This is a genomic window from Limnohabitans sp. T6-5, assembly GCF_003063315.1.
Taxonomy (GTDB): domain Bacteria; phylum Pseudomonadota; class Gammaproteobacteria; order Burkholderiales; family Burkholderiaceae_C; genus Limnohabitans_A.
In genome coordinates, this window is record NZ_NERV01000005.1 from 47,543 (window position 1) to 62,613 (window position 15,071).

The following is a 15,071-nucleotide window of genomic DNA, read 5'->3' on the forward strand; positions in this document are numbered from 1 at the left end:
GCTTGATGAGCGATGACGCCTTGGGCAGGCGGTAGTGGCTGATCGGCCATTTGTCGGACTCTTCGAGTGCCGACCTACGAGGCTGCTGGTTTTCGTAGGTCGGCGGTCGAAGACCCCGACATGGGGGCTTGATGACCGATGACGCCTGGGGCAAGCGGCAGTGGCTGATCGGCCATTTGTCGGACTCTTCGAGTGCCGACCTACGAGGTTGCTGGTTTTTGTAGGTCGGTGGTCGAAGACCCCGACATGGGGCTTGATGAGCGATGACGCCTTGGGCAGGCGGTAGTGGCTGATCGGCCATTTGTCGGACTCTTCGAGTGCCGACCTACGAGGTTGCTGGTTTTCGTAGGTCGGCGGTCGAAGACCCCGACATGGGGGCTTGATGAGCGATGACGCCTTGGGCAGGCGGTAGTGGCTGATCGGCCATTTGTCGGACTCTTCGAGTGCCGACCTACGAGGCTGCTGGTTTTCGTAGGTCGGCGGTCGAAGACCCCGACGTTGGGGCTTGATGACCAATAGCGACTGATGCAAGCGACAGTGCCGATTCGACCATTTGTCGGACTCTTCGAGTGCCGACCTACGAGGTCGCAGTATTTCGTAGGTCGGCGGTCGAAGACCCCGACATGGGGGCTTGATGACCGATGACGCCTGGGGCTGGCGGTAGTGGCTGATCGGCCATTTGTCGGACTCTTCGAGTGCCGACCTACGAGGTCGCTGGTTTTTGTAGGTCGGCGGTCGAAGACCCCGACATGGGGCTTGATGAGCGATAACGACCGAACAGTCACCAACACGTCATTTCTGGCGACAGCTTCTGGTTAAGCTGGAATTTTTTCTCTGGAGTACCAGCCATGGCGTTTGACATTCCCTCCCTGAAAGACCAGGTTCACCCCGATGAGTGGCAATTGCGCCTGGACTTGGCGGCTTGTTACCGGCTGGTGGCGCTGTATGGCTGGAGTGATCTGGTGTTTACCCACATCAGCGCCAAGTTGCCCGAGTCGGTCACGGGCGGGCAAGACCAGTTCTTGATCAACCCCTATGGCCTGATGTTTGACGAAATCACGGCGTCGAGTCTGGTCAAGGTCGACATGCAGTGCAACAAGCTGCACGACAGCCCCTTCCCGGTGAACCCTGCTGGTTTCGTCATTCACAGCGCGGTGCATGAGGTGCGGCATGACGCCGGTTGCGTGCTGCACACCCACACGCGCGCTGGCGTGGCCGTCAGCGCCCAACAACACGGCGTGCTGCCCATCAGCCAGCAAAGCACTTTTGTGCTGGCTTCTCTGGCCTATCACGGCTACGAGGGCGTGGCGATTCGCGACGATGAAAAGACCCGGCTGCAAGCCGATCTGGGCGATGCCAATTACCTGATGCTGCGTAACCACGGTTTGCTCACCGTGGGCAAGACGATTGCCGATGCATTCTTGTCGATGTACACCTTCGAGAACACCTGCCGCATCCAGGTGGATGCACTGGCCGGACAAAGCGGTGCACAAGACCTGACCGCCGTTAACCCGAAGATTTTGGACGGTGTGGCGCATGCCTCACGCGTGCAGACCGGCGGCCTGGGCGGTCAATTTGTGTGGCCTTCGCTGCTGCGCAAACTGGAGCGCGAAAGCCCGGGGTATGCGGCTTGAGGCAGTCAGTGTTGGCTGTGCGGGCAGACGTCGGACTCTTCGAGTGCCGACCTACGAGGTCGCAGTATTTTGTAGGTCGGCGGTCGAAGACCCCGACGTGGGGGCTTGATGACCGATGTCGCCTGGGGCAAGCGGTGGTGCCGGTTAGGCCATTTGTCGGACTCTTCGAGTGCCGACCTACGAGGTCGCAGTATTTTGTAGGTCGGCGGTCGAAGACCCCGACGTGGGGGCTTGATGACCGATGTCGCCTGGGGCAAGCGGTGGTGCCGGTTAGGCCATTTGTCGGACTCTTCGAGTGCCGACCTACGGGGGCTGCGCAGGCTGTTTTGTAGGTCGGTGGTCGGGTCTCCCCGTTGATCGGTGGCTATAGCCCCCACATTGGAGGCTTCGGCACAGGCTGCGTGTCGGGGCTAAAGCCACCGACCTACAACATCGTTGCCCATTGAATACTTCACAGGGCCGGATCAATAGTGACAGCTGCACCCAAGCAGCTGTTCGCTCAGCTGCATTGGCCATGACTCAATGTTTACAAATGCTCGCGCAAGCTCTGCTGCCAAATGTGCCGGTAAACCAATTGCGCTACGCCCGCTTTGTCTTGTGGCGAGTAAGGCGGCTCGGGCAGTGACAGGTAGACCTGGTCGAGGATGAAGGTTTCCACCTCGGCTTGGGTCTGCTCTTTTTCGGTCCAGCGGTCCAAGGGCGCAATGACCGCCATCACGCCCGCCAGCAAATCGCGGCTGGCTTGTTTGATGCGTTCGCGCTCTGTCTTGTTCAAGTCACCGCGTTGCACCAAATCAAACAGCGCCAGCTGATCTTCGCTCAAGCCTTCTTGCACAGCGCGTTGCTGCTCCACGTCCAGCGCGGCCATCACATCCAGCAGTTTGGCAAAGGTGTCTTCGATGGTGGCGCGGTCTTTGTCCTGGTTGTAGGCGGCGATGATCTCTTGGTACTTTTTCTCGTAGTTCATGCGCAGCGGGTTTTGCGCCAGCATCTGCGCCAGCTTGTCTTCCACGATCTGGCGAATGTCTTCAATGGCCGTGGCCTTGCGCTGCACCTTGCTGGCAAATTCGTCGCGCAGCTTTTCCATGTTGATCTGCGACAAGTCCACCGTCAGTCCATTGGCCTGATCCACCCCGGAGGCATGGGTGGCAATCGCTTCGTTGACGATGCGGCGCAGCTCTTTGAGCAACTCGCTCACATCGGCGGTGTCGCGCCGCTCGCTGAGCTTTTTGTAAATCGCTTCGATGTTGTCGTGCCGCTCGGCATAGACCAGCGCTGAAGGCTCCACCAACAAAGCCTTGAAGCGGCTGAACACCACACGGGACAAAATTTCATAGCGGCGCTTGGTCAGCGCCTCGCGCAAGTCGCGCAACCTTTCCCCCGTCGGCGGCTCCTCACACGACATGGGGCCTGCGCAGACGGCAAAACATCGGGGCCAAAGCCACCGACCGGGGTGCCGGATCAATAATCGGATGGATAGGCTGGGTTTCTAAAGGACAGAACAGGGGTAATCATGATGAGGCAAAGACCTTTCGGGTTGATAGAAGTTTGTAAGTCATTGATTTGTATGGATTTTCTTAAATTCGAATCAAGAGATTTGTCCTTTATAAAAAGCCAGTAGAAACCATGGCCTACACCGACATCCACAGTGAAGACCGCCTGGTGCAGGCCACGTTTGCCGAGCACCTGGAGCGGGCGTTGGGCTGGGACAACGTCTATGCCTTCAACCAAGAGAGCTTTGGCCCCACCGGCACGCTGGGGCGCAGCAGTGATCGCGAGGCGGTGTTGGAGTGGGGTGCGGTCGATCAGACGGCTTGACCGTGGAGGATTTCTACCGGGAGTGCGCCGTTGGCTCTGGCGTCCAGCACGACGACTTCTACGGCAGTGCCATCAGCAGCGTAGCTGACATGCGTGTTCCAGTCCTGCGACACCTCGCGTGCAATGGGTTTATCCGAGAGATGAATCACCAAGATGTCATCTTGGTCGTAGTAGGTGGTTTTCATGGGTTAAGCCTCCAATACAAATTCGTGCATGACAGTTTTAACGACCACGGCGTCTTCGAGGACCAACACCGCGCAGACCAAATGATCAGTTCGACCAGGGAGATTTTTGTACGCCCACAGATGGGTTGGGTCTTTGAACCGTGTTTCACCGGTGTGAATCAGTGGCGCATCCAGCGCAGTCAGTGCGGTAAATAAAGTAGGTTTTCGCCACAACAACTGGCCTGTCACTTGGTGCAAACACCTGCCAGTGCACACATCCGGTAGCCCGATCTATTTTTTGCTCTTATCGCCCTTGCGTTTGACCTGAGAAACGTCAACTCCAAGTGCTTTTGTGACCTTCAAGACCCGGTCAAAGTCCGATTCAATTTTTTGCGTTCGATTGAATTGCGCGTATTCGGCCAAAGCTTTCTGGTCTGCCTGAGTCTTGCTGATCCGGCCTTTATGCGTCAGCAGCTTGTACTCGTTGAAACTCAGAAACTTATCCACGCTGGTGGCCATATCGGCCATGCCCATTTGCACCCGGTTCTCGATGATGTTTTCGATGTAGTCGAAGAAGCTGGAGATGGTGCGCTCCAGGCGCTTGATCTCGGGTTCAGTCAGGTAGTTTTTGGCGATGGTCACATCAGAGGCGAGGACTCGCCCATGCGGGGCGATTTTCCAAGTCAGCAGGCCCGCGTGCGGGGCATTGTGGTCAACCTTGCTGTGAATGATCTCGGCGGCCGTCTGGCCGGTAATGGCGAAATGGAACTTGTTCTGCACCATGGCATAAAAGTTCTGCGTGATGTCCGACTTGGGATCGTAGTCCACGCTGCACTCAGCGAAGATGTCGGTGATTTGCTGGTAGATGCGGCGCTCGCTGGCACGGATGGAACGGACCCGCTCCAGTAACTCCAAAAAGTAGTCTTCGCCGAAGACTTGTTTGCCCTGCTTCAAGCGCTCGTCGTCCAGGACAAAACCCTTGCGGATGTACTCATTGAGGATCTGTGTGGCCCAGATGCGGAACTGGGTGGCGCGCTTGGAGCTGACCCGGTAGCCGACTGCGATGATGGCGTCCAGGCTGTAGTGCTTGAGCGTGCGCCGGACGGCCCGGCCACCTTCGTTTTGAACTACCGAGAAATCCTCGGCAGTTGCCGATTCCGCCAGTTCGCCTTCGGCGTAGATGTTCTTGAGGTGCAACCCGACGTTATCGGGGGTGGTCTGGAACAGTTCGGCCATCAAGCGTTGCGGCAGCCACAGCGTCTCGGCGTGAATGAGAACGCGGACATGCACTTTCTCGTCATCACCGGCGTAAAGCAAAAAGGGCGATTCCGCACCGGCACTGACAGTGATGGCTTGCTTCTCGATGGGTTTATCTTCCTTGGTCATGACGCAGGCCCTCTAATCGCTTCGCTCAAAATGATGGTGCTAATCCGAACTCAGTACGCCAGGCGGCGAGCAGCGTAGGCTCAAGCATTGCAACGGCCAGAGACCTGTGCGCTTCGTAATTTGCTTCACTATCCTAGCGCCAAACCACCCCACTCACACCCCGTGGTGAACGCGCGCAAATCCGTAAACCTCTGATCAGCCCCCAGTTGGGCGTCTTGCAGCCGGTGCTTGGCATCGCAGAAAGTGTTGGCTGCCGGAATTTCGCCTTCGAACCTGAGCCGCAAGCCAAGTCGGCCACGACACCGTGGTTGGGCTCGATGATGTTGAGCAGCGTTTGCACCAGCGAAGGCGGCGTGAAAAATTCGCCCTTGTCTTGCGCGCCTTGCATGGCGAACTTCATCAAGAAATATTCGTAGATGCGGCCAAACACATCGCCCGTGGCTTGGCGCAGGGCTTGGCTGTCAAAGCAGCGCAGCAGGTTTTCGAGCAACTTGTTGTCAAAGCGGTCGTAGTCTTTGGGCAAGCTGCCTTGCAGCGGCGCAAAGTCGGCCTCGATCGCGTTCATGGCCGCCACCAGTGCGCCGCCCAAGCTGGCCCCAGAAGGCAGGTTGAGCAAGGTGTCGTAGCGAGCGGCCTCGGGCAGCATCAAAGCACGGCGCTTGATGAAGTCGCCCTTGACCAGCGGGCGCTTGGGGCTAGTGCCCGCCGCCTGCGCGGCCTCAATGGCTTGCAATGCGGTTTGGTAACGGTTGGTGGCGTGCCGCAAAAAAATCACGCCCAACACCGGCATGGAATATTCGGTGGCCGTGAGGTTGGAGTTGGCACGGAGCTGATCGGCGGCTTCCCACAGGCTGGTTTCAATTTGCGCGATGTTGTGGAAGGCGTTGGCGGTCATCTGTGCGGGGGCTGACTGTTGTTTTTGGGGGTTTGCCGGAGTGGCGTTTGGGCGGGGTGGCCAGCGGGGGCGTGAATGATTATGCCCAGCTTTGTGTTGTGTTTTGGGTGGGCTTGGGGGGCTTATGGGGGTTTACACGTAAAGGCGTTTTGTAGGTAATTTATGTTAGTTATTTGGTTATAGTTGGGCGCTTCGGGCCTGCTGCGCTGGCATGGTGCGGAGGTTGCTAGAGGTGGCAGGCTAAGTTTGCATGCCGCTTGCAACGATTTCAATAAAAGATGTATCGGCACGGACCGGGTCTATAAACCGGGTTTTGCTGTTTACATCACGTTAGGCCGCACAAGACTGAACTCTCCACATGCCCATCAAATTCATACCAGTTCCTCGCTGGGCGCCGCCGGCCCGTGTGATGCCCTCCGCCGACTTCCACGGCGAAGCTTCCACAGCTCCAATTCATGAGGCTGTAGGTCGTGCCTTAAGCGCATGGGAGCACGCCGAGTCAGCATTGATAAAGTTGTACCAACTTCTATGTGAATCGGTCTCGTTTGCTCCATGCCGCGCGTATGGAACCATTGAGTCTGTGTTCGGTAGGCACCTCGCACTGAAGTACGCAGCCGAGGAATTCTTTCTGAACCGGGACAAGGTGGAACTGAAAATTGTTCTGGATCTGATCAAGGTCTACAACGAGGCGAGCACATACCGCAACCAGATTGCGCATGGAATGGCAATACAGCCTCACATGCATGGCTACTTTCTGTGCCCCGCTTCATATTCATCTAGGCGTCGCGAAACTCCTCGACCAGATGTCATGTGGGGTTTCGGCGCCAGCTACTTCTATCGAGTGAAGGAGATAGACCATTGCTCGCAACACTTCACCAATATTCTCAACGGCGCAATGACACTCGCGATGGAACTCAACTCGAAGTACGACATTTTGGAACCTGGTGAGTTCCACCCTTAACCAAGGCGCGTCCTTATTCACCTCAGTGCAACCGTAGGTCAACGCTGACAACAATGCACCGCATTTTTGCCAGTTAACCTGTGCGTTTGGCATTAGAACTACACAATTTGGTGCCCATCAAATCGACTATCAATGAGGAAACGTCAATGTTTGAAGAGCAGGCGGCAGAGTTTGTTCGCGATATGGAGGCCCGTGGGGTGCCACACACCATCGCATCGAAAGCGGCAGAAGCTGGCTATGTGGTTTGGCCAATTGAGAATGGATGGGGAAACACGCCACGGTCAATGGTTATGGACTGCCACTATGGCTTGAAAATGTCAGGGCTCTTCGAACTTGACGAGTTTGCTGCGTTCTTGAATGGAGCGCAAACGCCTGCCCAACCCCCAATCGACACACCCACATATAAGAACGTTCGCGACTTGAAAGATCTGCGCGAAATAGCAGAAAGTCCGCGGCATCGCGAAGCAATAGAACAGGGCTTCACCAGTTTTCGTGGGCAGCCCCGCGATTATTGGATGTCTAGGTCGGTACCAAATCCTAGGATCTGCGATGCCCAGAGGATGGAGCGAATAATTACTCCAAGTTATTGGCGGCAGTTCCTAGATCAACCGCTCTCAGCGCGTAACTTGGGACCGTCCCAATCAATCTTTGAGACATTTCAAGCCGACGAGCTTGTCTACCATGGGATAGCGGACTGGCGAACGCTGCACAAACGAAACCATGAACGCTACGGGCCCCATTTCTCTATTTCGGACCTAGAGGACTTCCATGACCCAGAAAGTCAAGAGTACTTCAAGCGATGGAAGCGTCACAGGTTTCATGACTGCTACGAGTACCCTTTGATTGAGCAGCACTACGGTAAAAAGACTATCGGACTTGACATTACTTTCGATCTAGCGACGGCCGCATTTTTTGCGTCGCATCGTTGGTCCGAACTCTCCAACTCGCTTAAGGCGACATATCGGCACATCAACGAGGGCGAGCATGAGGGTGTTATCTACTTTTTCCGCTTTCGCGATCCCGCCGTTAGGCAAACCGACTACCTAGTCAATAAGCTTGGAGTTTTCGAACATTTGCCGGTTGAACGACCTATACGGCAACGATGCGGGCTACCTGCGTTCCGTGCGAACGAGATTGCTGCCGCCGCACGCGACCTTGACGCGGTGATTCTCTTGGACGCGAACTTCGACACAGATGGACTGCCTGAGCCCAATCACCTATTTCCTCTCAGTGAAGATCCCTTCTACTTGGCCCTCCTAGAGCAAAAGAAGCGCTTTGGGACACCTTGGAATTGGGTAGTGGATTATGAGTTCTAATGCTGTTCTTAAATCGCGTACTGATGCCTAACTGTCGATTGAGCATTCACGGAGCTCACGCGATATGACGGCGGTGCGTCGGGTTCGATTGCTGAACTTTTTGGGCGGTGCATGGCTATTTTTGGTCGGCGTCAACAACGTAACTGCCGATACCCCCACCAAACCCGCATCCCTGTCGTCACGGCACACAGTGCAGCAAACCCATAAGCCAACACCCCAAAGTGTTCAGGCCACACGCACATGGCGGCAAACACGGTGATGGTCTCGGTGGCTTCAGTCAAACCGCCCAAGAAGTAAAAGCTTTTGCCCGGCAAGGCGGTGTCCGTCAAGCCGCGTTTTTCGGCCAGTACCGCAAACGCCAAAAAGCTGCTGCCGGTGCCGATGAAGCTGGCCAGCAGGGCTGCGGCGGGCAGGGCGTTGGTGGCGGGGTTGGCCACCGCAAAGGCCAGGGGGATGGCGGCGTAGAACACGAAGTCGAGTGCGATGTCCAGGAAGCCGCCCGCGTCGGTGGGTTGGGTCAGGCGGGCCACGCTGCCGTCCAGGCCGTCGAGCAAGCGCGAAGCCAGCAGCAGCGCCAAGCCCCACCACCACGCTTGCACTGCAATGGCCACGGCGGCGGCCATGCCGATGGCAAAGCCCAGCCAGGTGAGCGCGTCAGCGCCGATGCCTGCGCGCACCAAGCCGCGTGCGGCAGCGTTCAGCGCGGGGCGCAAGAGGGTTTGGGCGTGGCGGTCAAACATGGCTTGGGCTTTCTTCGGTGGCGGCGCGCAAGTGCACCACGCGCTGCGGGTCGGCCACGTCTTGTTCGTCGTGCGTGACCAGCACCACCGGGATGCGCCGCTCGCGCACATGCGCAAACACCCACGGGCGCAGCTGGGCGCGCAAGGCGGCGTCGAGTTTGGAAAACGGCTCGTCGAGCAAGAGCGCTTGCGGCTAGGCCAGCAAGGCGCGCATGAGCGCCACACGCGCACGTTGCCCGCCCGAGAGCGTGGACGGGTCGCACTCGCCCATGCCAGTCAGCTCAGCTTCTTGTAGCGCTTGTTGCACGCGGGCTTGACGCTGCGCGGTGGTGTTACGAGTGCCGCTGGTGTCACTGACGGGGACGGCAAACAGCAGGTTCTCGGCCACCGTCATGTGCGGGAAGAGTAAGGCATCTTGAAACACCAAGCCCACGGCCTTGGCCGCACCCGTGCTGCAGGGGATGATGTTTTCGAGGATGCCACGGCCACCGCGCCAGTCTTTGCGCGAGGAGCTGTCCACGGTCATCTGGCTGGCGGTGGCGGCGTGCACGGTGGTCATCAGGCCGCGCTTGATGCCCCATTTGTCGTTGAGCACTTTCACCACGGGGGCCAGGCAGTTGGTGGTGCAGCTGGCGTTTGACACGATGGCCTCACCCGCATACTTTTTGTGGTTCACGCCATAGACGCACAGCGCATAGTGCTCAGGCGGCTTGTTGTTGGATGACAATTAAGGTATATTTTCTATACCATGATGTCTTTTGAGTTTGACGCCGCAAAGAGTGATTCCAATCGCACAAAGCATGGCATTGATTTCGTCCAAGCTCAGGTGCTGTGGAATGACCCGATGCTGTTGGAAATTCCGGCAAAAACAGATGACGAACCACGTTATCTGGTGATTGGCGTCATGGATGGGAAGCATTGGTCGGCAGTCATCACCTACCGGGGAGCCCATATCCGATTGATATCCGTGCGTCGCGCACGCACAGAAGAGGTGGCACTTTATGAAAGCTAAAAAGTTTGATCAGCAGTTTGATGATGGCGCCGACATCACGGCTTCTTTGGACTTGTCCAAATCCAGGCGCGTGCTGCAGGAGCAGAAGCGGGTGAATGTTGATTTTCCAACATGGATGATTGACTCGCTGGACCGCGAAGCCAGCAAACTGGGGGTGACCAGGCAGTCCGTGATCAAGGTCTGGCTGGCCGAGCGCCTTGAGGCGACGACGTCTCATGTTCCCTTTCAACGGACGCCCAAAGTTGCAACGCACCGCTGAACTTCGCGTCAGCTTCACCCCAACCGCCGATACCCCCACCCCACCCGCATCCCCGTAGTCACCGCACACAACCCAGCAAACCCATAAGCCAACACCGCAAAGTGTTCAGGCCAGATGCACATGGCGGCGAAGACGGTGATGGTTTCGGTGGCTTCGGCAAGGCCCCCTAAAAAGTAAAAGCTTTTGCCCGGCAAGGCGGTGTCTAGCAGGCCGCGTTTTCAGGCGAGTTCGACGAAGGCCTAAAAGCTGCTGCCGGTGCCGATGAAGCTGGCCAGCAAGGCTGCGGCGGGCAGTGCGTTGGTGGCGGGGTTGGCCACCGCAAAGGCCAGGGGGATGGCCGCGTAGAACAAAAGCACGATACCAGCGGTCACACCGCATAAGGCTTGGTCAGGCTGATGAGCACAGAGGTTCATGAACCTCTGGGAAAATGCCGCGTGGGTGGTCGGGCCACCCGCCAATTTCTCTGTGTATGTCCTCAACCCGCTTGCCGACCCCTTCATGAAGGAGCCCTCTGTGGCCAAGTTCAAACCCGCCCCTCAGGGTTACACCACGCCCTCAGGCCAGCCATGGCCGCCCATTGACACGCATGCCAAGGTGGATGCCAACCCGCTGGACAAGCGCCCTGTGGACGAGGCGCGGGTGCAACAGGTGTTGGACATGATGGTGCTGCTGTCGCAAAGCACCACGGCCGCCGAGATGACCCAGCTGTTGCGACTGCATGGCGACTTGGTGGGGTGGACGGGCTCGGTGACTGAAACCAGCGTGCGTGCCCAACTGGTGGTTTTGCGCGAGCGCGGCTTGGTCAACCCTGGCCACAGTGGCCGCCAAGAGTTGAACTTTGCAGCACCGGCTTACCGCGAGAACGCGGTGCGGATCTACACCACCCTGCAGCCCACGGCGCTGTGTCCCCACTTGGTGCAGCGCCTCAACACGACTCGGCTCAACACTTGGGCGCTTCAGCCAGAGCGCGTGGCTTTGGGCTATTGCGTGGTACGGGCCCACCTCTGGTCAGGGCGCAGCGAGGCCGAGGCCGTGGCCATGCTTGCAACCCACGCACTGGCGAACTACCTGCCGCAATGGGCAGACCAGATATTTAAAGATGCCTGGTTGCCCGAGTTGATGGGCCAGGCCGACCCCTTGTGGCTGCAAAAGCTGTTGCTCACGGCCCTGAGCCGCATGGACGAGCCGAATTACCCCTTGGCTATCGCTTGGCTGGAGACCGAGATCCCATCGGGCCGCTTGGTGCCGCAACCCATCACGCGTCTGGCCTTGGGCATCTCTATGGCGGGTGACGCGCGCGGCGCGCAGGTCACCGCCCTGCTGGGCCCGGATTGGTGCTATGTGCCCGAGCTGGCGGGTGCCATTGATGGCCTGCAACTGCTGCAAGCGGGCGACCACGGTGGCGCGCGTCAGGCCTTTGCGGCCAATGGCAAAGCGCTGCGTGCGGCCAAGGTCAAATGGGCCGAGCTGCTGCCACCTTGGCTGCAGCAGCTCGAAGTGCTGGCCTGGCTGAGCAGCGACGACCACAAAGATTGGGAGGTGGCTCGCAAGTTGTGCGTGGCAGCGTCTGGCCGCCGCCAGCCGGACATCAACGACGGTATTTTTGGCGCGTGGGTTCAAGCGATTGATGCGCGCCTGGGCAAGTCGCCTTGGCCCCCGTACTACACCGACTTTTTGAAGCGAGACATCAAGGCTGAACACCTGCTGCAATTGGCCTGGCTGGGCAAGCCTGCCGGTGAGCCGCCCAAGGACGACCAGGTCGCCGCCACGCTGGCGTTCCTCAAGAACCAGTGCCTAGGCAGCCTGCTGGCCCCCACGCTAGAGGCCTGCGAGCGCCTGGGCTGGCCCAGCGCTGAATGGGTTCACCCCGTGGCGGCAAGGCCCGCACGCATTTTTGGGGCCCCGCCTGAGCCTTGGCGCGACGCACTGCAAGCCATTCTGAACCTCAGCGCCTCCAGCGACCCTGCCGCAGTGGCCGACAAGCCTGCGCTGCAATGGGCGTGGAGCCTGAGCATCGATGAACAGGGTCGCCCGATCGACCTGAACATGTTGGAGATGAGCACTGGGGCGCGTGGGGCCGTCAAGCTCAAACCCCTGGGCTGGCTGGCAGCCCAAAAGCGCCAAGGCTTACCCGCCCGCGACAGTGCGGTGCTGCGCCACCTGCAGCGCCCACGCAACAGCACCCAGCCCGTGCTGAATATCACCGGCGCACTGCAAGCCCTGAAGGGCCACCCCCACCTGATGCTGGAAGACGCGCCTCAGCAGTGGCTGGAGATGGTGCCTGCCCAGCCGCGCTTGCTGGTCAAACGAGAAGGCGACGGCGCAAACGCCAGCTATCTGTTCGAGATTGACCCGCCCATCAACCTGAAGACATCGCCCCAGGTGCCCGATCATTTCAAGCTGTGGGGTGACGACCTCCGTGCCGCTGAAGAGGACCGGGCCCAGTGGCGCATCGTGCGCGTGAGCCCTGGCGTGGCCAAGCTCATCCACATCAGCCCGGCGCAGCAGCAGGTGGCCGACCTCATCACCAACGGCTGGCGGGTGCCCGCCCAGGCACAAACCGAGTTGAACGCCGCACTGCAAGCCTTGGCCTCGCACTTTGAGTTGCAGGGCGACGCCCAAACGGGCCGCCAAGTGCCCGCCGAAAGCCGTTTGCGCGCACAACTGGCCCCTGCAGGCGAGGGCCTGACCTTGCGCCTGGTGGTGCAACCCTTTGGCGACTATGGCCCCCTGGTGGTGCCCGGCATGGGGCGTGCCCGCATGGTGTGCGTACACGAGGGCGAGAGCCTGTGGTGTGAGCGCAGCCTGAGCGAAGAGCGGCGTTGGCTGACCAGCGTGCTCGAAAGCCTGCCCATGCTGGACCCCGAGCACAGCGCCGACCAAACGGTGTTGCTTGACACGCCCGACGAAGCCTTGAGTGCGCTGGACCAACTGCCGGGCCAGCCCGGCGTTGCCGCCATCGACTGGCCCAAAGGGCGCGCCGTCAACATTCAGCAAGTTCACAGCCAGCAGATGTCGATCACTGTGGGCAGCGGCCGCGATTGGCTGGCGCTGGACGGCGAGGTGCAGCTGGACGAAGGCCGGGTCATGGGTCTGCAGCAGCTTTTGGCCCTGATGCGCGGCAGCAGCAGCCGTTTTGTGACGCTGGCCGAGGGTCAGGTCCTGGCGCTCAGCGACCGCCTGCGTCAGCAGCTCAAAGACCTGGACGGCCTGGCGCAAAACAGCAAGAAGGCGGGCCTGCAACTGCCGCACGCCGCAGCGGCCTGGCTGAGCGAACAGCTCGGTGGCGTGGAACTGAAGGGCGACAAAGCCTGGCGCGAGCGCGTGGACGAGCTGGCCAAAGCCAGTCAATGGGAGGCCCCCGTGCCGCGCACCCTGCAGGCAGAGTTGAGAGACTACCAACGCCAGGGCTACCAATGGCTGGCGCGCCTGTCGCGCTCGGGGCTGGGTGCCTGCCTGGCCGACGACATGGGCCTGGGCAAAACCGTGCAGACCCTGGCCCTGCTGCTGCAACGCAGCAAGGCAGGGGCCGCTCTGGTGCTGGCACCCACCTCGGTGTGCAGCAATTGGCGCGACGAGATCCACCGCTTTGCACCCAGCCTGGAGGTGCACATTTATCATGAGGCTGCAGACCGCCGCCAGGTCTTTGCTGAGCTCGGCCCCGGCCATGTCCTGGTGGCCAGCTACGGCCTGGTGCAGCAAGACAGCGAAGCCTTCACGCAGGCCGCCTGGGCGACGCTGGTGCTGGACGAAGCCCAGGCCTTGAAGAACGCCGCCACCAAACGCGCGCAAGTGGTCAGCCAGCTGCAGGCGGGCTTTCGCCTGGCCCTGTCGGGCACACCGGTGGAAAACCGGCTGTCCGAGTTGTGGTCGTTGATGAACATCTTGAACCCCGGCTTGCTGGGCTCGGCCAACCAGTTTCAAGAACGCTTTGCCGGCCCCATTGAGCGCCAGCAAGACCCGGCGGTGCGCCAGCGCCTGCGACGCATCATTGCGCCCTTCTTGCTGCGCCGCACCAAGGCCCAGGTCTTGCAAGACCTGCCGCCGCGCACCGAGATCGTTCACCTGGTGCAACCCAGCGAGGCCGAGCGCGCCTTGCAAGAAGCCATGCGCCGCCAAGCCCGCGAGGAGGTTGAAAAAGCCGCCCAAGACAAGAAAGGCCCGCAAATTCGCATGTTGGCCGAACTGATGAAGCTGCGCCGCGCCGCTTGCGACCCGCGCCTGGTGGTGCCCGAGATGGGGCTCTCCGGGGCCAAGATCGAGGAATTTGAACGCTTGGTACAAGAGCTGGTGGCGGGCCAACACAAAGCCCTGGTGTTCAGCCAGTTCACCGACTACCTCAAGCTCTTGGCCGAGCGCCTGGAGGCCCTCGGTGTGGCCTACCAATACCTGGACGGCAGCACCCCGGCTGCCGAGCGAGGCAAGCGGGTGGCCGCCTTTCAGCAAGGGCAGGGCGAGGTGTTTCTAATCAGCCTGAAGGCGGGCGGCTTTGGCCTGAACTTGACGGTGGCCGACTACGTCATCATCGTCGACCCCTGGTGGAATCCGGCCGCCGAAGACCAGGCCAGCGGCCGTGCCCACCGCATGGGCCAGCAACGCCCCGTCACCGTCTACCGCCTGGTCACCCAGGGTTCGGTGGAGGAGCGCATCTTGCAAATGCACCACGACAAACGCAGCCTGGCCGACAGCATGCTCAACGACCAGGACGGCTCGGCCGTGCTGGATGCCTCCGCATTGGCGGAATTGCTCAGGGATTGATCAGGCGCAAGCCATTTTTGCAGGTCGGGGCTTCAGCGCCGACATCTACACATCAGGGACCGTTGTCGGGGCTGAAGCCGACCTGAAAGACGAAAGCTTCTTGTCACACCTCGTAGCGGCGGGTCCAT

General features: G+C 59.7%; 14 protein-coding genes and 1 pseudogene. 7 read left to right on the forward strand and 8 right to left on the reverse strand.

Features of this window, described 5'->3' with window-relative positions; genetic code table 11:
• The first annotated feature begins 848 nt into the window (after nucleotides 1-848).
• Nucleotides 849-1,634 (forward strand): class II aldolase/adducin family protein, encoded by a 786-nt coding sequence (locus B9Z51_RS17090; RefSeq protein WP_108376385.1) that lies wholly within the window; start codon nucleotides 849-851, stop codon nucleotides 1,632-1,634.
• A 526-nt stretch (nucleotides 1,635-2,160) separates the two neighbouring features.
• Here B9Z51_RS17090 and B9Z51_RS17095 read toward each other — a convergent pair.
• Nucleotides 2,161-3,006 carry a type I restriction enzyme endonuclease domain-containing protein gene (locus B9Z51_RS17095; RefSeq protein WP_199227577.1) on the reverse strand — a complete coding sequence of 282 codons (846 nt, stop codon included), beginning with the start codon at nucleotides 3,004-3,006 and terminating at the stop codon, nucleotides 2,161-2,163.
• Nucleotides 3,007-3,260: 254 nt separating this feature from the next.
• Here B9Z51_RS17095 and B9Z51_RS17100 point away from each other — a divergent pair, with 254 nt between their 5' ends.
• The gene (locus tag B9Z51_RS17100) at nucleotides 3,261-3,452 is read left to right on the forward strand and encodes a hypothetical protein (protein ID WP_108376387.1); all 192 of its coding nucleotides are present in this window, start codon (nucleotides 3,261-3,263) and stop codon (nucleotides 3,450-3,452) included.
• Here B9Z51_RS17100 and B9Z51_RS17105 read toward each other — a convergent pair.
• The 3 genes from B9Z51_RS17105 to B9Z51_RS17120 all read right to left on the reverse strand — a co-directional run bounded on the left by B9Z51_RS17105 (nucleotide 3,440) and on the right by B9Z51_RS17120 (nucleotide 5,897).
• A complete protein-coding gene (locus B9Z51_RS17105; protein ID WP_108376388.1) occupies nucleotides 3,440-3,637 on the reverse strand; it encodes a DUF2283 domain-containing protein in 198 nt (65 codons plus the stop codon). The genes B9Z51_RS17100 and B9Z51_RS17105 overlap by 13 nt on opposite strands.
• A 270-nt stretch (nucleotides 3,638-3,907) precedes the next feature.
• Nucleotides 3,908-5,002, reverse strand: a complete 1,095-nt coding sequence (locus B9Z51_RS17115) for a virulence RhuM family protein (RefSeq protein ID WP_108376389.1) — start codon at nucleotides 5,000-5,002, stop codon at nucleotides 3,908-3,910.
• 133 nt (nucleotides 5,003-5,135) lie between these two features.
• Nucleotides 5,136-5,897 carry an N-6 DNA methylase gene (locus B9Z51_RS17120; RefSeq protein WP_199227578.1) on the reverse strand — a complete coding sequence of 254 codons (762 nt, stop codon included), beginning with the start codon at nucleotides 5,895-5,897 and terminating at the stop codon, nucleotides 5,136-5,138.
• A gap of 358 nt (nucleotides 5,898-6,255) precedes the next feature.
• Here B9Z51_RS17120 and B9Z51_RS17125 point away from each other — a divergent pair, with 358 nt between their 5' ends.
• The gene (locus B9Z51_RS17125) at nucleotides 6,256-6,858 is read left to right on the forward strand and encodes a hypothetical protein (RefSeq protein ID WP_146187801.1); all 603 of its coding nucleotides are present in this window, start codon (nucleotides 6,256-6,258) and stop codon (nucleotides 6,856-6,858) included.
• Nucleotides 6,859-7,004: 146 nt separating this feature from the next.
• On the forward strand, nucleotides 7,005-8,174 hold the full coding sequence (locus tag B9Z51_RS17130) for a hypothetical protein (protein WP_146187802.1): 1,170 nt from the start codon (nucleotides 7,005-7,007) through the stop codon (nucleotides 8,172-8,174).
• 131 nt (nucleotides 8,175-8,305) lie between these two features.
• On the opposite strand, the gene B9Z51_RS17135 is transcribed toward B9Z51_RS17130, so the two are convergent.
• From B9Z51_RS17135 to B9Z51_RS18995, 3 genes and pseudogenes are all read right to left on the reverse strand, one after another.
• Nucleotides 8,306-8,914, reverse strand: a complete 609-nt coding sequence (locus B9Z51_RS17135; RefSeq protein WP_108376392.1) for a CDP-alcohol phosphatidyltransferase family protein — start codon at nucleotides 8,912-8,914, stop codon at nucleotides 8,306-8,308.
• Nucleotides 8,907-9,095, reverse strand: coding sequence for a hypothetical protein (locus tag B9Z51_RS18940; protein ID WP_108376393.1), 189 nt, complete (start codon nucleotides 9,093-9,095; stop codon nucleotides 8,907-8,909). Before B9Z51_RS18940 ends, B9Z51_RS17135 begins: the two co-directional genes overlap by 8 nt.
• A gap of 12 nt (nucleotides 9,096-9,107) precedes the next feature.
• Nucleotides 9,108-9,599: pseudogene (locus B9Z51_RS18995) on the reverse strand (ATP-binding cassette domain-containing protein); the annotation flags it as partial.
• A 66-nt stretch (nucleotides 9,600-9,665) separates the two neighbouring features.
• On the opposite strand from B9Z51_RS18995, the gene B9Z51_RS17150 reads away from it, so the two are divergent.
• Both B9Z51_RS17150 and brnA read left to right on the forward strand, forming a co-directional pair.
• Nucleotides 9,666-9,926, forward strand: coding sequence for a BrnT family toxin (locus B9Z51_RS17150; protein ID WP_233255027.1), 261 nt, complete (start codon nucleotides 9,666-9,668; stop codon nucleotides 9,924-9,926).
• The gene (brnA, locus tag B9Z51_RS17155; RefSeq protein WP_108376395.1) at nucleotides 9,916-10,185 is read left to right on the forward strand and encodes a type II toxin-antitoxin system BrnA family antitoxin; all 270 of its coding nucleotides are present in this window, start codon (nucleotides 9,916-9,918) and stop codon (nucleotides 10,183-10,185) included. The genes B9Z51_RS17150 and brnA overlap by 11 nt, the downstream gene beginning before the upstream one ends.
• A 239-nt stretch (nucleotides 10,186-10,424) precedes the next feature.
• Here brnA and B9Z51_RS18730 read toward each other — a convergent pair whose 3' ends face one another.
• Nucleotides 10,425-10,598 (reverse strand): hypothetical protein, encoded by a 174-nt coding sequence (locus tag B9Z51_RS18730; RefSeq protein ID WP_199227579.1) that lies wholly within the window; start codon nucleotides 10,596-10,598, stop codon nucleotides 10,425-10,427.
• Here B9Z51_RS18730 and B9Z51_RS17165 point away from each other — a divergent pair.
• Nucleotides 10,597-14,943, forward strand: a complete 4,347-nt coding sequence (locus B9Z51_RS17165) for a DEAD/DEAH box helicase (RefSeq protein WP_108376396.1) — start codon at nucleotides 10,597-10,599, stop codon at nucleotides 14,941-14,943. The genes B9Z51_RS18730 and B9Z51_RS17165 overlap by 2 nt on opposite strands.
• Nucleotides 14,944-15,071: the final 128 nt, after the last annotated feature.

What these genes read in the sequence shown, in the direction of transcription:
- B9Z51_RS17090 (WP_108376385.1), top strand. Translation starts at nt 849, where the DNA reads ATGGCGTTTGACATTCCCTCCCTGAAAGACCAGGTTCACCCCGATGAG.
- B9Z51_RS17100 (WP_108376387.1), top strand. Translation starts at nt 3,261, where the DNA reads ATGGCCTACACCGACATCCACAGTGAAGACCGCCTGGTGCAGGCCACG.
- B9Z51_RS17105 (WP_108376388.1), bottom strand. Translation starts at nt 3,637, where the DNA reads ATGAAAACCACCTACTACGACCAAGATGACATCTTGGTGATTCATCTC.
- B9Z51_RS17115 (WP_108376389.1), bottom strand. Translation starts at nt 5,002, where the DNA reads ATGACCAAGGAAGATAAACCCATCGAGAAGCAAGCCATCACTGTCAGT.
- B9Z51_RS17120 (WP_199227578.1), bottom strand. Translation starts at nt 5,897, where the DNA reads ATGACCGCCAACGCCTTCCACAACATCGCGCAAATTGAAACCAGCCTG.
- B9Z51_RS17125 (WP_146187801.1), top strand. Translation starts at nt 6,256, where the DNA reads ATGCCCATCAAATTCATACCAGTTCCTCGCTGGGCGCCGCCGGCCCGT.
- B9Z51_RS17130 (WP_146187802.1), top strand. Translation starts at nt 7,005, where the DNA reads ATGTTTGAAGAGCAGGCGGCAGAGTTTGTTCGCGATATGGAGGCCCGT.
- B9Z51_RS17135 (WP_108376392.1), bottom strand. Translation starts at nt 8,914, where the DNA reads ATGTTTGACCGCCACGCCCAAACCCTCTTGCGCCCCGCGCTGAACGCT.
- B9Z51_RS17150 (WP_233255027.1), top strand. Translation starts at nt 9,666, where the DNA reads ATGTCTTTTGAGTTTGACGCCGCAAAGAGTGATTCCAATCGCACAAAG.
- brnA (WP_108376395.1), top strand. Translation starts at nt 9,916, where the DNA reads ATGAAAGCTAAAAAGTTTGATCAGCAGTTTGATGATGGCGCCGACATC.
- B9Z51_RS17165 (WP_108376396.1), top strand. Translation starts at nt 10,597, where the DNA reads ATGAACCTCTGGGAAAATGCCGCGTGGGTGGTCGGGCCACCCGCCAAT.
- B9Z51_RS18730 (WP_199227579.1), bottom strand. Translation starts at nt 10,598, where the DNA reads ATGAACCTCTGTGCTCATCAGCCTGACCAAGCCTTATGCGGTGTGACC.